Raw genomic sequence first — 738 nt, 5'->3', positions numbered from 1 at the left:
ATGCTGGCTCCGCACTATCGGAATCCGACGATAGAGAAAAGTGCTTAAGTGGTTCGTATTCGAGGAATTGATGTCGAAGTGGATGTGACCGCAGAGATACAAAAATACGATTGGCAAAAGCCCCGATGGTCAACGAACAACTTTTACGCATGCTCGCCCTTTCGAGTGGATCGCCATCCGTCTTTTTCGATTTGCTTAGATTCTGGTGTATGGATCGATGGTGGAGGAGTCGACGACGAGTGGAAAAAGGGCAACTTTATTAAAATACTGAGTTTTTTGCGTAATGAGACGTATGAAGAAACCCAAGATTATCTGCTATTAATGTACAGTTTTTATCCGGGTTCGATTGAATCCATGGAGCTTTCCATTCAACTGTCCACGAAAGAGGAACGGTTAACTCCTTTTTTGAGCGATACGTTGCTTCGATACCGGTTTCGGCACCCGTACTTGGCTAAAAAAAGAGGAATTATGGAAAAGACACAGCGTCTGTTCCAAGTCGGATACGACAAAAAGGCCAAGGCAATCACATTACCTTGGCTGGATAAACGAGGACAATTAGTCAATATCAAGTTCCGTAGCGTCCATGATAAACGATTCTGGTATTACTCTGGCGGACACCCAATCCGGAACCATCTCTATGGCTTGCATTTAATTCATCGGCATATGCCCGCTAAGGCGTATCTGGTGGAAAGCGAAATCGACGCAATGACCTTATGGCAAATGGACTGTCCGGCGATA

1 protein-coding gene is annotated in these 738 nt (G+C 45.0%); it reads left to right on the top strand.

Going from position 1 to position 738, the window contains the following annotated elements; all coding sequences use genetic code 11:
- Nucleotides 1-48: 48 nt before the first annotated feature.
- Nucleotides 49-738 (top strand): DNA primase (locus H1S01_RS20530; RefSeq protein ID WP_188042182.1); only part of this gene is annotated, 690 nt, incomplete at its 3' end.

The sequence above is a fragment of the Heliobacterium chlorum genome (assembly GCF_014502795.1).
GTDB lineage: Bacteria > Bacillota > Desulfitobacteriia > Heliobacteriales > Heliobacteriaceae > Heliobacterium > Heliobacterium chlorum.
Note: the sequence above shows the minus strand (reverse complement) of the source record. Positions and strands in the feature narration are given on the sequence as shown.